The organism is Dictyobacter arantiisoli (assembly GCF_008326305.1).
GTDB classification, from domain to species: Bacteria; Chloroflexota; Ktedonobacteria; order Ktedonobacterales; family Ktedonobacteraceae; genus Dictyobacter; species Dictyobacter arantiisoli.
In genome coordinates this window covers 64,408-83,014 of the sequence record NZ_BIXY01000022.1, presented here as the reverse complement: position 1 = coordinate 83,014, position 18,607 = coordinate 64,408, and the positions used below count along the sequence as shown (strand labels likewise).

Genomic DNA, 18,607 nt, shown 5'->3' with positions numbered 1-18,607 from the left:
ATTTGAACCCAGGTTTGTTCCACTAGATAACATCTCGATCTGTGAATCTTGGCGCTGGTTCACCTCCTATTTTACCTCCTTTTCATCGTTCCGGGTGCTCCGCAGGAGCATGGACTATTTGAACCGTATTGGGGGACACCCCACACCCCGGCAGAAGGCTTCGCCCTCTGCACTCCCATTGTAGCGAACGTTTGTTTCAAAAGTTCGGGGTGACGTATGAAACTTTTTGATTCAATGTTCAGGGTCCAGACAGCGAGCGAGCGAAGCGGCCAGATCTTTGACATCTGGCTCTTCAATCATTGTAATATGGTTCCCTGGAACCAGATGAACCTCTATTTGCTCTGCCAGCGTTTGCCACTCATTGAGTCGCTTACCGGGTGCCTGTACTTCATCTTCCTTTGCCCGGAATAGTGTTACCGGACCCGTATATGGCTGAGGGATGTAGTGTCCAATGGCTCTTTCTATCGTGTCCTGAACATGTGCGAAAAAGCGGATCTGCTCAAGCGAGACGTCACGAGGTGCAACGTCACGCTGCTTTAATTGTTCACTTACATAGATCAATTGTGTAACCGGATCTCCCTGACTGGCAAGCTCTTCTGGTAACGTCACCTGATAGCGCCTCATCAGGGATCTGGCAATGGTGGCATCATCAGCCCCTTTCTCTCTATCAATCTCTCTACGTTCATCAGGCTTTGGCGGCTTGCTATCGATCAAGGCTAGCAGGCGGACTTCCTCCCCTTGCTTCTGTAGTTGTTGGGCTAGCTCATAGGCGATCTGACCTCCTGCGGACCAACCACCGATCTGATAAGGCCCTTGCGGCTGAACCTCTTTGATCGCCGCTATATAATACAGGGCAATTCCCTCCAATGTGCGGAACTCCTCTTGATGTTTGCGAGGATCAGGCATACGCATACCATAAAATGGTTGTCTCGTGCCTATATAGCGTGACAGATTTCGATATTCGAACACTTCACCACCCGAGGGATGGATGCAGAAAAACGGTATTCGATCGCCATGGATCTGGAATGGCACTAAGACTGTTGTATCTTCCTCTCGTGGCAATTGTTCGCGTAAGAGTATTGCTAGCTCTGCCACTGTCTGGCGTTGGAAGAGCGTCGCCAGCGGCAGATCGCGGTTAAAAGTGCGTTTAATGTGAGACATCATCCGCACTGCCAGGATCGAGTGTCCACCCAGGTCAAAGAAATTATCCATGACACTGATAGGGCGTTTATTGAGCAATTCTGACCAGATGTCGCACAACTGATATTCTATAGCGTCGCGGAATTGGACAAACCTGGCTGACTCATTATCAGGTTTTAGAGAGGCAAGGGCACGTCGATCAACTTTACCATTGGGTGTTAATGGGAGTGCAGCGAGTAGTACGAAATGAGCGGGAAGCATATAGTCAGGCAGTCTTTCCTGTAGGAAACTGCGCAGTTCTCCCCGTGCATCTGCTGCATCCTCTACGTCTTCCATCACCACATAGGCAACGATCTGTATCTCCTGACTCTCTGCTCCCTGTATCAGGATGACGCTTTGCCGCACCTGTGGATGCCAGCTCAGTGCAGCTTCAATTTCTCCTAACTCCACCCGGTTGCCACGAATCTTAACCTGATGGTCGCTTCGTCCTGATAGTTCTATGTTTCCATCTGGCAAGTAATGGGCGATGTCGCCAGTCTGATAGAGGCGTTCTCCGGGTTCTGTACTCCAGGGATGAGGTAAAAAGCGTTCGGCAGTTATCTCTGCCTGGTTGAGATAGCTGCGCGCGATTCCAGGGCCACTCAGGTAAACATCACCCTGTATTCCGGGTGGAACGAGGTTGAGTGCGTGATCCAGGATATACACTTGCATACCAGGAATTGGCTTGCCAGCGAGAACAGTTTCTCGTTCATACGATGCGAGATCTAGCGTATAATACGTAGAGGTCATGGTACATTCAGTTGGCCCATACTGGTTGATGAGTCGAGTCTCCGGACTGATTACACTGGCGACCTTCTGGTAGTCGGCCAGGAATAATGGTTCTCCACTCGCCAGCAAGAGCTGAAGCGAAGCATAGGTGCCACGCATTTCTTGCGCGGTCTCCAGAAGCATACGAAGTAGCGAAGGTACAATACTCAGGATAGCGGTGACCTGATGACGCTCTATCTGCCTCAAGATGGCTGTTGGCTCTTTGAATTCGTCCGAGTGCAAAAGGACCAGCTTTGCGCCTGTCGTCAGGGTTCCGAAAATGTCACGGACCGAGGCATCGAAGGTCAGAGAGGGGAGTTGCAAGACAACAGAATCTCCTCCCAGATGGTAGGTCTGAGACAGATAGTGCAGATAGTTTGTGACTCCTCGATGAGCAATCATAATACCTTTCGGTCGCCCGGTTGAACCAGAGGTATGCACAATATAGGCGAGATTGTCTGGCGTTATCTGTACCTGGGGATTTTCGGTTGCGCCTGCCGCAAGAGAAGCTATCTCCCGCTCAATGAAGAGAACTTTGGCAGGGCTTGAAGGCAATTGCAGGCGCGATGTCTCACTCACCAGAATCAGAGAGGGGCGCACCTCTTGAAGGAGGCGTATGACTCGTGCTCTTGGTGCGGTTGGGTCCAGGGGAACATAGGCACCGCCAGCCTTGAGAACCGCCAGCACACCGATTACCATTTCCAGCGAGCGCTCCAGGTAGATGCCAACTCGTTCTTCGGGTTTGACTCCTTGCCGTTGAAGCGTATGAGCCAATTGATTGGCCCGTTGATTGAGTGCTCGATAGGTTAAATGTGTTTCATCCAGGACTATGGCCGTAGCATCGGGCGTTCGTTCCACCTGAGCTTCAAAGAGTTCGTGGAGATAGAGCGAAGATGAGTTAGAAGATGCGTTAGACTGTGTGGTGTGTTGCTGTCGCAACATTTGCTCGCGTTCGGCGGGAGTGAATAAAGGAATCAGCGCGACCCGTTGTTCTGGGGCTGCCACGATGGCTTCCATAATCCTCTGCCAATGAGCGAGCAGACGCTGGATCGTGCTGGTCTCAAAAAGGTCAGTATTGTATCCCAGCGTGATGTTTAATCGTTGTCCTCTCTCCACTACCATTACGCTCAACTCAAGCTTGGCAACCTGCTGCTCGGAGGCGATGTTCTCACTTTCCATTGGAGCTGTTTGTTCTTCCTCCGTGGCTGGAGGGAGGTTTTGCATTACAAAGAGCGCCTGAAAGAGGGGTGAGCGGCTGAGGTCGCGTTGAGGTTGCAGTGCCTCTACCACCTGTTCAAAGGGCAGATCTTGATAGCTATAGGCTTGTAGCGCGACTGTACGCACCTGTGCAAGGAGTTCAATGAAAGAAGGATTGTCCGACAGATTGACACGTAGGACCAGCATATTGATAAAGCAGCCGATGAGCCCTTCGATCTCCTGATGCGTGCGGTTAGCAATGGTTGTGCCCACCGCGATATCTTCTTGTCCGCTATAGCGTGCGAGCAAGACCTGGAAAGAAGCTAACAGCGTCATGAACAGTGTGACACCTTCTTGTTGAGAAAGCTTGCGTAGTTGCTGATGCAGTTCATGAGGCAACTGTAGATGGAGGCGAGCGCCCCGGAAGGTCTGGATGGGTGGGCGCGGGTGATCGATGGGTAATTCCAGGGGAACAACGCCTGCAAGCTGCTGCTTCCAGTAGTCCAATTGCCGCTGTAAAACTTCGCCCTGTAGCCAGGAACGCTGCCAGAGGGCATAGTCAGCATACTGTACCGGTAGTGCGGGTAAGGAGACTGGTTGTTCCTGCGAGAAAGCGGTATACAGGCTGGTCAGCTCACGTATCAGAATGCTCAGGGACCAGCCATCAGAGATGATGTGGTGCATGGTCAGCAGCAGCGCATGATCTTCTTGCTCCGCCAATTGGAGCAACCTGCTGCGGAACAGGGGACCATGTGCCAGATTGAAAGGTTGCTCGGCTTCTTGCCGAGCCATTTGTCGGGCAACCGACTCCCGTTCCTCCTGGGCCAGATGGCTCAGATCAATGATCACCAGTTGGGGCGTGGGCTGAGAGTCAATCAGTTGTATTGGTTGTCCGTCCTGCGATGGGAAAGTCGTACGCAGATTCTCATGGCGCTGGATGAGTGCTGACAGGGCTTTATTCAGGGCAATTCGATCCATTTGCCCACCCAGGCGTACTGCAATCGGAATACTATAGGCCGTACTGTCCGGCTCTAGCAGGTTCATGAACCACAAGCGCTGCTGAGTAAAGGAAAGAGGAAGATTCTGGTTGCGTGGCATCGGTACTATCTCTGGCACGTCGAATCCCTGCTCTCTCTGTAATTCATGGGTGAGTAGTGTGGCCAATTGCGCGACAGTGGGAGCTTCAAAGATCGCTCGTACTGGTAGCTCCACTCCTACTAACTGCCGCAGGCGCGAGACTACCTGGGTTGCCAGCAGGGAATGCCCGCCGATCTCAAAGAAGTTGTCCTGTACCCCTGGTTGCTCTGTCTGCAAAACTTGCTTCCAGATTTGCAAGACGAGTTCTTCCAGTTCGTTGCGCGGTTCTTGTCCTTCCGTCTGGCTGCCCTGCATTTCTTCTACCTGCGGAGCGGGCAATTGCCTCCGATTCACTTTTCCGGAGGAACTCAGGGGTAGTCGTTCAAGCTCGATGAGTGCTGCGGGTAGCATATACTGAGGTAGTCGTTCTCCCACGAAGCTGCGCAGATCTCTCAAAGAGAGAGGCTGTTCTGGCTTACGTACGATATAGGCCACCAGGCGTTTATCTGCGATTCCTTCTCCCGCTGTATTTTGCACACCTATCGCAGCCGCACTGACGGCCGGGTGAGCACTGATGACAGCCTCAATCTCCAGGAGCTCAATGCGATAGCCGCGCACTTTAATCTGGTCATCCCGTCGCCCCATAAATTCGAGGGTTCCATCGGCTCGGGTGCGCGCCCGGTCTCCTGTCCGATAGAGTCTGGCTCCTGGCTCCTGGCTAAATGGATGGGGAATAAAGCGCTCGGCGGTCAAATCGGCGCTACGCCAGTATCCGCGTGCGAGCGCTACTCCACCCAGATAGAGTTCGCCTGCTACACCGATAGGAACAAGTTGCAGTTGCTCATCCAATATATAGGTCTCGCAATTGCTAATCGCCGCACCAATGGGAGGTAAGGCTGCCCAGGCGTCTGGCTCTTCGGGTAACTGATAGGCGGTGACGACGTGCGTCTCCGAAGGGCCATATTGATTGTCCAGGCGACATTGTGGCAGATGCTTGAAGAATGCCGTTAGAGAGTGGCTGACCTGTACCTGTTCTCCTGCTGTGATCACTTCACGCAAACTAGAGGGGAGTGGCTCGGCGTATTCTTGAGCAACGTGTACCAACTGATGCAGGGCGATAAATGGTAAGAAGATCCGTTCGATGCCCTGGATGCGTAAATACTGTAGCAGTTGTTGAGTATCCTGGCGTTTCTGCTGATCAATGAGGACAAGGCAGCCGCCAGTGCTCCAGGTGGCAAAGAATTCCTGGCAAGAGACGTCAAAGCTGATCGAAGTAAACTGTAAGGTTCTGTTGTGTAAGCCCATGGCGGAACGTGCGCGTTGCCAGTGCATTAGATTGACCAGTCCTTGATGAGTCAGGGAGACACCTTTGGGCACGCCCGTAGAGCCAGAGGTATAGATCACATAGGCTAACTGCTGAGGTGAACATCGGGTAGTCACCAACTGGTCCGCTCTTACACTCGTTCGCAAACACTCCTCAATATAGAGTGTCGTGACTGGTGTGCTGATCAGTTGTGCTTGCAGTGATACCTGTGTTACCAGTGCCGAGATGCCAGCCTGAGCGATGATCTGCTCCAGACGTGATTGAGGATAGGCTGGATCAAGGGGAACATAGGCTCCTCCTGCTTTCAAGATGCCCAGGAGTCCGATGACCATGTGCAGGCTCCGCTCGGCGCAGAGCCCAACGGCCATGTCAGGTTTTACTCCTGCTTCTCGCAACCTATATGCAAGGCGATTGGCGAGCTTATTGAGTGTGGCATAGGAGAGATGCTCATCTTCAAAGGTTACCGCAATGGCATCCGGATGTTGATTGGCCTGTTCTGCAAAGAGTTCATGCAGGCAAAGATCGCCTGGGAAGGTCTGTCGGGTGGCATTTATCTCCAGCCATGTCTGGCGCTCCTGCTGCGTAAGGAGCGTATACTGGCTGATGCGCTGTTCTGGATTATCTACCAGGCCCTCCAGAAGCAATTGCCAGTGTTCCAACCAGCGCTGGATCGTTGCGGGCTCGAAGAGATCGCGATTGTATTCGATGGTACTGCGCAACTCCTGACCATTATCGAAGAGCGCGAGAGTGAGATCAAATTTAGCAGTCACGCCCTCCCGGACGAAATTGTCCAGACTCAGGTCGGCGAGGTCTTCATTTGATGGTGCCGCGTGCTGGAGTTGAAAAAGGACCTGAAAGAGAGGTGAGCGACTCAGATCACGTTCGGGTTGTAGGGCCTCCACAACCTGTTCAAAAGGCACCTCTTGATGGGTGTAGGCTTCCAGGGCCACTCGGCGGACCCGTGTCAGTAACTCTACAAAGGTAGGATCGCCGGAAAGATCGCCGCGCATCACCAGCGTATTGGTGAAGAAGCCGATCAGTTCTTCGATTTCCTTGTGTCCGCGATTGGCGATGGGGGTCCCGACTGCGATATCATCCTGTCCACTACTGCGAGCCAGCAGGACCTGGAATGCGGCCAGCAGGGTCATGAATAGCGTTGTCCCGTGTCGTTGGCTGAGCTGTTTAAGGGCTGTATTCAGTGACTGGGATAACACCAGCGAATGGACAGCTCCGTTGAAGCTTTGGTGTGCCGGTCTGGGATGATCAGTAGGCAACTCCAGGGGAGAGAGCCCACTTAACTGCTGCATCCAGTAGTCAAGCTGTTGTTGCAGAACCTCGCCTTGCAACCAGGAACGTTGCCAGAGGGCATAATCAGCGTACTGTAGCGGGAGTGCGGATAGTTGCGCGGGTGCACCCTTGACGAATCCGGTATAGAACGTGTGCAATTCGTGCAGCCAGATTGCGTGCGACCAGGCATCTGAGACAGCGTGATGCATTGTCAGCAACAATACCTGTTCCTGAGATGAACAGCGAAGCAGATGGATGCGTAGTAAGGGTCCGCGCTGTAAATCAAAGGGACGCCTGATCTCCTGCGCAACCAGTTGGGACGCATGGTGAGTACGCTCGGACTCTGGCAGGGTTGTCAAATCGACCCAGGTAATGGGTATCAGATCGCTGGGATGGATTATCTGCACGGGAAGATTTTCATAGAGCGCAAAAGTCGTACGTAACACCTCGTGGCGGTCGATCACTGCCACCAGACTCTGCTCCAGTGCATGAGCGTTCAGGGGTCCGCGTAGCCAGCCGGCAATCGGAACAGTGTATGTGCTATTGCCTGGCTCCAACTGATCCAGAAACCAGAGACGTTGTTGCGCGAAAGAGAGAGGAAGTGGCTGCTGATGTGAGACAGCTACCAGAGCGGGAGCCTCCGCCCTCTGCTCTTTTCGTAACGCCTCTTCAATGCGTTCAGCTAACGCGGCTACCGTAGGAGCATCAAAGAGCCAGGTAATAGGAATTTCTCTTCCAAAGATGGTCTGTAGCCGTGCTATCACACGTGTTCCCAGCAAGGAATGGCCGCCGAGCATGAAAAAGTCGTCATCGCGTCCCAAATGATTGAGGCCGAGTACCTCCTGCCAGATACCTGCGAGTACCTCCTCAATAGGTGTGCGCGGAGGATTACTCCGGGCGGGTTGCTCTTGCTCTGTAGTGAGATCAGGGGCGGGCAAGCGCCGACGATCAACTTTTCCATTGGCCGTGAGGGGTAGTTGATCCAGCATGATGAGACGACTGGGTACCAGATAGGAGGGAAGCGTCTTTAAGAGCTCCTCACGTATCTCTTGTGGGTTAGGCCCTGCTTGCTTCCAGGCCAGCAAGTACCCTATCAACTCTTGTTGCCAGGGATGAACTACTGCTTCACGCACCCCTGGATAGCTACGTAAGTGAGCTTCGATTTCCCCCAGTTCGATGCGGTAGCCGCGTACCTTTACCTGGCTATCCCGCCGACCCACAAACTCTAACTGCCCGTATTCGTTCTCACGTACCAGATCCCCGGTACGGTACCAGCGTATCCGTTCATCTAACGATGGCACATGTACGAAGACCTCTTGCGTAAGGTCGGGCGCATTGAGATAGCCAGCAGCCAGTCCGGCACCGGCTATATAGAGTTCACCTACAACCCCTGCGGGCACTTGATGCTGATGAGCATCGAGCAGGCAAATCTGCGCATTGGGCAATGGATCGCCAAGTGGGACGCTATAGCCACGGGCATCGAGTGCTGGAAGAGAGAGATCGGCAAGGGAGCCCAGAGGATTGACCAGCGTACCAATCGTTGCCTCGGTCGGTCCATAATGATTGTAGAGCTGGCAGGTGGCACCCAGGTGGTGCAGTTGTTCCACCAGCGACCATGGCAACGCTTCTCCTCCCAGGATAAGGCGTTGTCGTGGCAAGCTGACAACTGCTTCAGTATCAAGCAAGGCTTGCAGATGGGATGGAACAATTTTGAGAACATCGAGGGGATAGCTTTGCGTATAGCGAGCCATGGCCGCTCCATTAGTAACGAGCGTATAGGGAAGCACATGGAGGCAGCCACCAGCAGAGAGCGCGGTGAAGACGGCAGTATTGCCCAGATCGGCAGCCAGGCTGGAGACTGTGGCAAAGTGCCAGCCTGCCTCTGGTTGGAGCAGCTCAAGGAGCGCATCGGTATAATTGCTGACACTGCTATGGCTAATCAGGACGCCTTTGGGCGTGCCAGTAGAGCCGGAGGTATACATAATATAGGCGAGCTGTTCTGGCGCAATCTTCGCTGGAGGAGGTGTCACAGGTAAGGGTGCCAACAAATCAGGGAGATCCTCCAGGAGCAGAACGGAAGCTTGCTGTAAGTTGAGCGACTGCATGAGAGACTGTTGGGAGAGCACGATATCTGGCGAGAGGGTATCGAGGATGAGGCGCACACGTGCCGCAGGCAGATCTTCATCCAGTGGAACATAGCAGGCTCCGGCTTTGAGGACCGCGAGCAGCGAGACGATGGCCCAATGATCCCGTGTCTGATAGATGGCAACACGGCCAGCGGAGGGGAGTCCGTGAGCAAGGAGCAGATGTGCAAGCTGACTGCTAAGATGATCCAGTTGTTGATAGGTAAGCAGATGGGTGTCGTAGCGGAGGGCGGGCGCGTCTGGCTGGCGTTGTGCATAAGCCTGGAAGCGGTGATGCAAAGGGACAAAGGGCCAGTCGCGTTGCTGACCGCGCCAGTGCTCACGTTGTATGACTTGCTCCTGTTGAGTAAGTAGCTCTAATGAACTGACCTGTGCTTGAGGTGTAGTAATGGCGTTTTGGAGCAGCGTATGATAGAGGCCAGCCAGGCGATGAGCATCTATATGAGATAGCGCGGTGGGCTGATAGCGTATCTGTAATTGTAATCGAGTGTCGATGCATGTGGCATACAGTTGGAGGTGCGTGGGCTCATCCCAACTTTCCACCTTTTGCACGCGCATCGTTATATTATTCTGTTGCCATTGTTCAGGCCACTCGGTATAGGCAAAGCCGAGCGGAAAGAACTGTTTTTCGGTGGGACATGCAGGGGCCGTCACTTCCCAGTTGAAATATAATTGCTTCTCATTCATCTGCTGCACCGCTGAGGACGTTTCGGCCAGAGCCTGTTCCAGGCTTATTTCCCGATCCAGGGAGAGCGAAAAGGGAACCGTATGGGTATAGGGTCCCAGAGCCAGTGTTAGTTCCTCATATGGTCGCCCGGTACAGGTGACACCCGTAAATGGGGATTCGCCTGTCAAACGCCAGAGTAGAATCTGCCAGCAGGTAAGCAGAAAAGTCTCTTGAGAGACGTCTTTTTCCTGACAAAGAGCTTCTAAACGCTCTTGCCAGGTTGGCTCTAATGTTATCGCAACCTGCTGCGGAATAGCCGGAGAAGCCATTTCTGTCTGGATAGGTAGTTGAGACATTTTTCCAGACTGCAAAGGGAGACGAATTGAATCCAGGTGAGAAAGATCAAATGTGCGCCAGAAATCCTGTTGCTCTGACGCGCCTTCGGCGTGTAAGAGATCATCACGCCACGCAGTAACATCAATATACTGCAGTGCGTCTTCTTCATTCTGGAAAATATTGTCCTGTAGTAGGGCCCTATAGCGTTGTAATACCTCCTCACAGAAGTATTGTATTGTGCTTGCATCTGCACATAAAGCAGACGCCCGTAATATAAACACATGTTGCTCTTTATCCAGGCGGCAAAGAACAGCATACAGCAACGGTCCATGTTCCAGATCGAAGGGCTGATGTAACAAATTCCTCCATTGTTGGGCAAGCGCATTCTGTTGTTCTGATGTCTCCAGGCATTGTAGATTTGTGAGAAGGCAAGAGATTTCTCTGTGCTGACCAAGTATTTGCACCGGAAGCTCCATCCCTGGCATGACAGCAAATGTGGTACGTAAGATCTCATATTGTTGGATACTTTGCTGGAGCGCCTGCTGGAATTTATCAAGCTCAAACGTACCCTGCAACAGGAACATGCCCTGTGTTCCATATATCTGATTGGCTTGCAGCCACTTCCAGGCGCGTTCCTGTTGTTTTGAGAGACTTGCAGCCTGTAAATCTGTTGTTTGCATCTGATCCCATACTCCTCACGAACTATATATAAACAGCATTAATGTAATATTTGTTTTTATCACCAGTGATCTATTCCGCCTTATCGGGTAAGTGCTCCCCATTCTCTTCAGTGAGGCGCATGCGTGCCCCACGACTTAGCTTCAAATTCTGGCGCAGCGTGGTCTGTTGCCGGGCTTTTTGCGCCTTTTCATTTTCCGTAGCGATCTCCAGACTTGCGATCTTGGCGTGGGGTTGATTTACAATTGAATGAAGCAAGGTATGATAACGTTGCATTATCATCTCTATCGTCTCGCGCTTGAACAGATCTGTACTATAATTGGCCGTGCAGTACAAACCTTGCGAATCTTCAGTTACGAAAAGAGCCAGATCGAACTTGGAGTGCACCGCCTCTTGCTCAACTGGACGGACCACAATGTCCGCGAGTTCGGATTCAGAGTGCGGGACATTCTGCAGGACGAAAAGTACATTCACTAGCGGTGTATGATTTCCCGTACGTGGGAGACGTAGATGTTCGACAATCGTCTCAAAAGGGAGTTCCTGATGAGCATAGGCCCCCAGGACCATCTCACGTACTCGCTGAAGAAGATGGATGAAACTGGGATGATCCTGCAGATTGGTGCGCAGGGCCAGCAAGTTGATGAAGAAGCCAATGATGCCTTCTGTTTCCAGATGGGAGCGATTGGCGGTATCGGTACCAACGACAATATCCTCGTCCCCACTGAGGCGATAGAGCAGGATCTGAAAAGCGGCCAGCAAGGTCATGAAGAGCGTAACTCCTTCTTGCTGACTCAGTTGTCGTAGTTGTTGTGCCAATTCTGTATTTACGGGTAGACCATAACGCGCTCCCCGGTAACTGAGTGTAGACGAGCGAGAAAAATCTGTCGATAGTTGCAGTGCATGAGCGTCGTTGAGTTGATGGGTCCAGTAGCGAAGCTGTGCTTCGAGGGCATCACCCTGCAACCAGGAGCGTTGCCAGGAAGCGTAGTCGGCGTATTGGATGGGAAGAGGCGGTAAAGGTGATGGTTTTCCAGCACGGAAGGCATGATAGAGCTCGGTGATCTCGCGGACAAGAACTCCCATAGACCAGCCATCGGAAACAATATGGTGCATTGTCAACAAAAGGATATGTTCTTGCTGCGCGAGGCGTAGCAGCCAGCAGCGCAAGAGGGGTCCCTGTTTCAGATCAAATGGTTGTTCGGCTTCTTGTCGGACGAGGCGCTGTATCTCCTGGTCTCTTTGATATTCATCGCTGGCACTGAAATCAATCAGTGGGAAAGAGATGAATGAGGCTGGCATGATATGCTGTTGCAGCAGGCCCTCATGTTCTTCAAATGTTGTGCGTAAACTTTCATGGCGTTGGATGAGTGCCGCCAAACTTGACTGGAATGCAGGGATATCCAGTGCTCCTTGCAAGCGAGCGGCAACCGGAATCGTATAGGCGGCACTCTGGGGCGCGAGCTGATGCAAGAACCAGAGACGTTGTTGCGCGAAGGAGAGTGGTAACGGCTGGTTGCGTGAGACCGGTATGAGTGGGGGTGTTGCCAGCCCCTGATCGAGCAGCAGCAATTGCTGGAGACGAGTAGCCAGGCTAGAGATAGTGGGCGCTTCAAAGAGAGCGCGCAAAGGGAGCTCAATCTTGATCAGTTGTCGAAGACGAGCGATAACCTGAGTCGCCAGCAACGAATGTCCACCAATCTCAAAGAAGTTCTCCTGCAGTCCGATTTGATCTCTCTGTAGGACCTGTTGCCAGGTCTGCAACACCAGTTCCTCTAGCGGTTCCAGCAGCTTTGTGCCACCTCCTTGCTCTTGTTCCTCTGCAACATTCCAATGGGGGGCTGGTAGATCGCGTCGATTGATCTTTCCATTAGGAGTGAGTGGTATGTGTTCCAACGCTACAATGCTGGCTGGTACCATATAAACTGGCAGTTTCTCCTGGACATAGCGCCGCAACTGTTGCTCTGCTGGTAGCTCTTGTTCTGCTTCGCCGACAACATATGCAACCAGATATCCTCCTTCTACGACATCCTCTCTTACCATTACGACACACTCTTGCACCGCTGGATGTTCCAGCAATGTATGTTCAATCTCACCGAATTCGATCCGATATCCTCGCAATTTCACCTGTTGATCCAGGCGCTCTAGATACTGTAGTGTGCCATCAGCGTGATAGCGTACCAGATCGCCTGTCCGATAGATGCGCGCTCCTTTTTGCGCACTAAAGGGATGTGGAACAAACCGCTCTGCCGTCTGTTCTGCTCGCTGTAAGTATCCTCGTGCAACCCCTATTCCACCAATATAGAGTTCTCCTGCTACTCCGATAGGTACAGGTTGCAAGTGTTTATCTAACACATACAGTTGCGTATTATTGATTGGACGACCGATCGACACGGCCTCGTCTCCCTGTTTCACCTGGCCGATAGCAGACCAAATGGTTGTCTCGGTTGGTCCATAGAGGTTCCACAGGCTTGCTCCTTGCGCGATCAGTCGATCTGCTAGCGAACGCGGTAGCGCTTCTCCTCCGCAAAGGAGTTGTAGATGAGGAGCAGCCTGCCAGTTTGCTGTAAGCAACATCTGCCAGGTGGTGGGAGTGGCTTGTATCGTTGTCGCTGCCATCTCCTCCAGCAGTTGTGCCAGCGATCGACCGTCCACAGCCACTGTGCGAGGTACCAGCACACAGCGATCTCCCTGCAATAGTGGGAGCAAGATTTCCAGGGCTGCGATATCAAAGGCTAACGTGGTGAGTGCAGGAATCACTGCTGGCTTTGATCGTCCTAATTGAGATCTCACTGCCACCAGTAAGTTGACTACCGCCTCGTGCCTTACCTGTACGCCTTTGGGTTGACCAGTGGACCCAGAGGTGTAGATTACGTAGGCAAGATTCTCGCCCGTGGTTGTCTGGTTCAAATTTTCAGAAGGCTGAGAGGCAAATAGCTCTCCCCCGATATCCAGGGAGAGTATAAGGGCCTCGCATGGTGGGCATGCTTCTTTCAAATGAGATTGAATCAATAGGATGGTGGGCTGGGCATCCGTTAGTAGAAACGCCAACCTCTCTCGTGGATAGCCTGGGTCCAGCGGTATATAGGTTCCCCCGGCCTTGAGAACTCCCAGCAGTCCGATGATTTGCTCTGGTGACCGTTCCAGGAAAAGTCCCACCAGCGTCTCTGGTCCCACTCCGCGCTCTTGTAGGGCATAAGCCAGGCGATTGGCAAGTTGATTCACTGCTGCATAGGTAAGTTGCTCTTCCTCAAAGACCAGTGCCACCGCATCCGGCGTGCGTTGCACCTGTTCCTCGAAGAGCAAATGAATGCAGGCTCCTTCTCCCTGCTTCTGGTTCGTCGCATTCCACTCGTTCAGTAATAGCTCGCGCTCATGCTCTGTCAGCAATGGGAGTGCTGCGATCCTTGCATCGGGGTTTGCCACGATCCCTTCCAGCAGCGCCTGCCAATGGGAGAACATACGTTGAATTGTCTCTGGCTCGAACAGATCGGTATTGTATTCCAGATCTGTATATAGCCCCTGTTCTCCTGCTGTTATCACCATACTCAGATCAAACTTGGTAGTATGCTGTTCAATGATGAACTGTCCCGCCTGGACAGAGGTAAGTGCTGTTGACTCCTCTGATTCAGGCATATTACGGAGCTCGAAGAGGACCTGGAAGAGAGGGGAACGGCTCAGGTCGCGTTGAGGTTGTACAGCATCTACTACCTGTTCAAAAGGCACATCCTGATGCGTATAGGCATCTAATGCTATCGTGCGTACCTGTGTAAGTACATCCACGAAGGAGGGATTGTCTGAGAGATCAGTGCGAAGTACCAGCGTGTTGATAAAAAAGCCTATGAGGCTCTCAATCTCCTCACTTGTCCGGTTCGCAATGGGGGTCCCGACTGCAATATCTCCCTGTCCGCTGTAGCGAGAGAGCAGTATCTGAAAGCTAGCCAGCAACGTCATGAACAGCGTCGCCCCTTCTCGTTGGGAGAGCTCCTGCAACTGTTGACTTAACTGGGAAGGTAAGAGCAAACGCTGCAATCCTCCCTGGAACGTTTGTATGGCAGGTCGGGGATGATCGGTTGGCAACTCCAGAGGAGTGAGCCCGGCCAATTGCCCTTTCCAGTAGTTGATTTGTCGCTCTAACACCTCTCCCTGTAACCAGGAGCGCTGCCAGAGTGCATAGTCAGCATACTGTATTGGCAACCTGGGAAGCAGAGAGATATCTGACCGGGGGAAGGCGGAGTAAAGTATACTTAGCTCTCTGACCAGTATCCCGCTGGACCAACCATCCGAGACGATGTGATGTAGATTTAACAGCAAGACCTGTTCTTCCTGCTTTAATAGCAGCAGCCAGCAGTGTAAGAGTGGTCCATGTGCCAGGTCAAATGGGAACTCTGCTTCTTGCTGGGCCAGCCGATGAGCCTCTCGTTCGCGTTCCTGCTGATCGAGTTTGCTTAGATCTAGCACGATCATTTGAGTTAGAGGCTCCGGGCTAATCTGCTGGATTGGCTGCCCTTCGTGCACCGGGAAGGTTGTGCGCAAATTCTCATGGCGTTGGATTACCCCCTGCAAGGCCTGCGCCAGCGCGATACGATTGAGGGGGCCACGCAAACGTACAGCTCGGGGGATATTATAGACCGCTCGTCCGGGCTCTAATTGGTCCAGGAACCACAGGCGCTGTTGGGCAAAGGAGAGAGGAAGTGCCTGACTGCGTACCTGCGGAACGATAGGTGGCATCTCTACTCCTTGTCCCTGGCGTAGTTTCTCTGAGATTTGCCTGGATAGCTGGGCTATCGTTGGGGATTCAAAGAGCCAGGTGATCGGCACATCCATTCCAAAGATTGTCCGCAGCCGTGCAGTCACTCTGGTTCCCAGGAGCGAATGCCCTCCGAGCCGGAAAAAATTCTCCATCCGGCCTATTGGCTTCCGATTTAACACTTTCTGCCAGACTCCTTGCATTACCTCCTCGACCGGAGACTGCATCTGCCTGGCACTTCTTGTCTCTTCTTGTTCCTCTGCCTGGGGTGCTGGTAAGCGCCGCCAGTCAACTTTCCCATTAGCCATGCGCGGAATGCTCTCTAGTTGCAGCACTCTCCCTGGCACCAGATGCTCCGGCAACTGTTCTCGCAACGCCTCTCGTACTTGTTCCTGCGTGGGCCCTGGCTGTTCCCGTGGCACAATATAACCTACCAGATAGCCCTCTCCTGCTTCCTCCTTCCTCAACTGCACAATCGCATCCTTTACCGCTTCCACCCGTCTCAACTGCTCTTCAATCTCTCCCAGTTCGATCCGATATCCTCGTAACTTTACCTGAGTATCCTCTCGTCCGATAAACTCCACTACTCCATCTCTACCATAGCGTGCCCGGTCTCCTGTTCGGTAGAGCCGACCGCTACCTGTTGGGCTCCAGGCATCGGGCACAAAACGTTCCGCCGTAAGATCTGGAGCCGCCAGATATCCCTGGGATATGCCCTCTCCCCCAATAAAGATTTCTCCTGTTACCCCCACTGGTACCAGATGCAGATGTTCATCTAGCAGATATACCTGCACATTATCGATTGGACGTCCAATCGGCACTCCAGATTGCCTTTCTTGTGGCAGTTGCAGTTGTCCTGCTTGCCCCAGTGGATACACCAATGCTCCTACGGTCGCTTCAGTGGGCCCATAATGATTAAAGATCCGGCAATCGGGTCGCAACTGCTGAATCTGCTCCACCAATGACCACGATAGCCTTTCACCTCCCAACACGAGCCGTGCTCGCGGCAGAATCGCTTCTGCCTCTGATGAGAGCAGCGTCTGCAAATGGGAAGGCACGATTTTGAGTACATCCAGAGGATGTTTTTGCGCATAGGCTGAGAGTGCGGCGGCATCTGTGACCAGTTCATAGGGAAGGATATGCACACAACCACCTGAGGCCAGACCACAGAAAATTGCTGTATTGCCCAGATCGGTAGCCAGCGACGACACGGTGGCAAAGTGCCATCCTGCTTGTACTTCCAGCAACGTGCAGAGTGTCCTGGTGTAGTTGCTCACACTTTGCTGGCGGACCAGCACTCCCTTGGGTGCTCCCGTTGATCCGGAGGTAAACATGATCGCGGCCAGTTCCTGGGTGTTCCCCTCTCCTCTTTCGGGTGCAGTTGCTGGTTGCTCTGACAACGATTGGGCCAGTGTCTCGACCGCGAGCACAGGAACCGTGAGGTCAGGTAGTCGATTGCGAAGTTCTCGGTTCGTGAGCACCAGGACCGGCGAGAGCTGATTGAACTGGGCTTGTAGGCGCGAGGACGGTACCTCCATTTCCAGTGGCACATATATGCCTCCTGCTTTGAGTACCGCCAGCATACTAATGATGGCCCAATGGTCGCGGGGCAGGCATAGAACTACCTGATTGCCTGGTTGCATGCCATTTGTCCGTAACAGGTGGGCCAGCTGATTGGCTTGCTGATCAAGTTGTTCATAACTTAACCGCAACGCTCCGGACTGTAATGCCGGGGCTTGTGGATAGCGACGTGCCTGCTCTTCAAAGAGTTGGTGCAGTGCTGGTTCAAGCGTGTGGTTCGTTGCTGTGGCATTCCACACCGATGTTATCAGGTGTCTCTCTTCTTCCGTGAGCAATTCCAGAGCGGCCAGCGTTACGTCCGGATTGGTAATTACCTGCTCACATACATGCCACCACTGCTGCAGCAAGCGTTGCATATCTTGTGGGAGGAAAATGCTTTGATCATAGCGCAGGCATACGTGCAAGTGATCGGGACCTTGCTGGCAGACCAGATTGACCTTGAAGCAGTCTTCATCCATCTTCTGCTCCTCTACCTTCCAGGTCAATCCTCCAGCGTGCCAGAGGTCAGGGATTGTTTCATAGCGAAATCCAAAGGCACAAAAGGGTTCCTCTCCATCTGGGAGTACGTCTACATTCTGCCAGCCAAAATATTCTTGCCATTTGTCTCCTTTTTGCATGGTCTCTTCCACTTGTCGGGCCGCCTCGTAATATCTGGCATTTTCCTTAAACGGATAGCAGAGTGGCAGAACCTTCGCAAACAGCCCGATGGCCTTTGAGACCTCCTGATATTTCCTTCCGTCATATCCTGTGCCGATGAGCAACTCGCTCTGCTCGGTTAGCCGGGCGAGAACCGTTCCCCAGCAAGTGAGCAGGAGACTGCTCTCCGAGACTGCCAGCCTCCGAGCCAGATTGTGCAGTTGGGCCTGCATTTCCTCAGGCAGCGCCAGCGTCAATGTCTGAGGAATAAATGCAGCGCCAGGATCAGCCGCGCGTTTGCGCTCACTGGGAAGCGGCACTATTGTCTTCAATGCCTTTGTCGAAGTGCGCCAGTACGCTTCTCCTGCCGATTCTTCTCCCGCTTGTAATACATCATAGAGCCACTCAGCCAGATCAGCATATTGGAGAGGTTCTTCTTCATCCCTTTCGCTCTCGCTGTAACACTGACTTAGTTCTTGGAGTAAGAGGTGGCATGTCTGGGTATCAGCATGCAGTGTCGCTAGATCCCACCAAACCCAGTGACGCTCTGCCGCACAACGAATTACCGTCACTCGCCAACATGGTTCTTCTGCCAATGGGAACGGTCGTTTTTGTGCCGCTTCGCGCATATTAAGCAGCCTTGCTTCCTGCTCTATGGCCGAGAGCGAAGAAAAGTCGTAGACTTCCAGGGGAAGCAGTATCTCCGAGTTGATTACCTGGGCGGGTAACGCGAATCCTGCCTGGCGAGGGAAGTAGGTTCGTAAAATCTCATAGCGTTCTACCAGTTGTTTTAGCGCGTCGCTCAAGCGGGATAGATCCAGTGGTCCTTGTAACAGGGTTGCAACATAGGTATGATAGGGGAAAAATTCCCCCGGTTGTGGCAAAACACACAAATGTCGTTGTTGTGGAGAGAGTCGAAAACTTTCGACGAGTGTCTCTGACATGATCGTTCCTACCTCTTTCATTGACTGTACTTCTACCTATTG

Annotated in this window: 2 protein-coding genes; both read right to left on the bottom strand. The window is 52.7% G+C overall.

Annotated features, from left to right (window positions below):
• Positions 1 to 231: 231 nt before the first annotated feature.
• Positions 232 to 10,659 carry a non-ribosomal peptide synthetase gene (locus tag F1593_RS09695; protein WP_149401356.1) on the bottom strand — a complete coding sequence of 3,476 codons (10,428 nt, stop codon included), beginning with the start codon at positions 10,657 to 10,659 and terminating at the stop codon, positions 232 to 234.
• 70 nt (positions 10,660 to 10,729) lie between these two features.
• Positions 10,730 to 18,565: a non-ribosomal peptide synthetase gene (locus tag F1593_RS09690; protein ID WP_172632002.1), complete on the bottom strand. Its 7,836-nt coding sequence runs from the start codon at positions 18,563 to 18,565 to the stop codon at positions 10,730 to 10,732.
• Positions 18,566 to 18,607 lie beyond the last annotated feature (42 nt).